This is a genomic window from Streptomyces sp. L500 (assembly GCF_054551825.1).
Genome location: NZ_JBTOLC010000133.1, coordinates 1 through 729, shown reverse-complemented (window position 1 = coordinate 729; position 729 = coordinate 1). Strand labels below are relative to the sequence as shown.

1 protein-coding gene is annotated in these 729 nt (G+C 72.7%); it reads right to left on the bottom strand.

Features of this window, described 5'->3' with window-relative positions; genetic code table 11:
* A partial coding sequence (locus ACX9I7_RS32670; RefSeq protein ID WP_459389409.1) for an acyltransferase domain-containing protein occupies positions 1-729 on the bottom strand: 729 nt, incomplete at both ends.

Below are 729 nucleotides of genomic sequence, written 5' to 3'. Positions count from 1 at the left end.
GGAGAAGACACCCGCCACATGCGCGGCAGCGATCTCACCGATCGAATGCCCCGCGACGAAGTCCGGCCGCACCCCCCACGACTCGACCAGCCGGAAAAGCGCCACTTCGAGCGCGAAAAGCGCGGGCTGAGCAAAACCCGTCCCGTTCAACGCCTCCGCATCGTCGCCGAACATGACGTCCCGCAGCCCGTCGAAACGAGCCGTAATCTCGTCCAGCGCCCCCGCGAACACCGGGAACCGGGCGTACAGCTCCCGGCCCATCCCCAACCGCTGCGAGCCCTGGCCCGAGAACAGGAACGCCGGCTTTCTCCCGACGTCCCCGGTGACGCCGCGCGCGATCTCATGGGCCTCGTCGGCGCCCGCCAGGAGGACGGCGCGGTGGGCGAGGTGGGAACGGCCGGTGGCCAGCGAGTAGCCGATGTCCGCCGGGGAGTCCGTGCCCACCAGGGCCGTGATCCGCTCCAGTTGTGCCGCCAGGGCGGCCTCGGTCTTGCCGGACACCGGCCAGGGCACGACGGCCGGGGATGGTGCCTCGGGGGCCGGGGCCGGCTCCTCGGCGGGCTCGTCCGCCGGGGCCTGCTCGACGATGACGTGCGCGTTCGTGCCGCTGATGCCGAACGACGAGACACCCGCGCGCCACGGCCGGTCCACCTCCGGCCAGGCCCGGGCGTCCGTCAGCAGTTCCACCGCGCCCGCCGACCAGTCGACGTGGGTGGAGGGCTGGTCGAC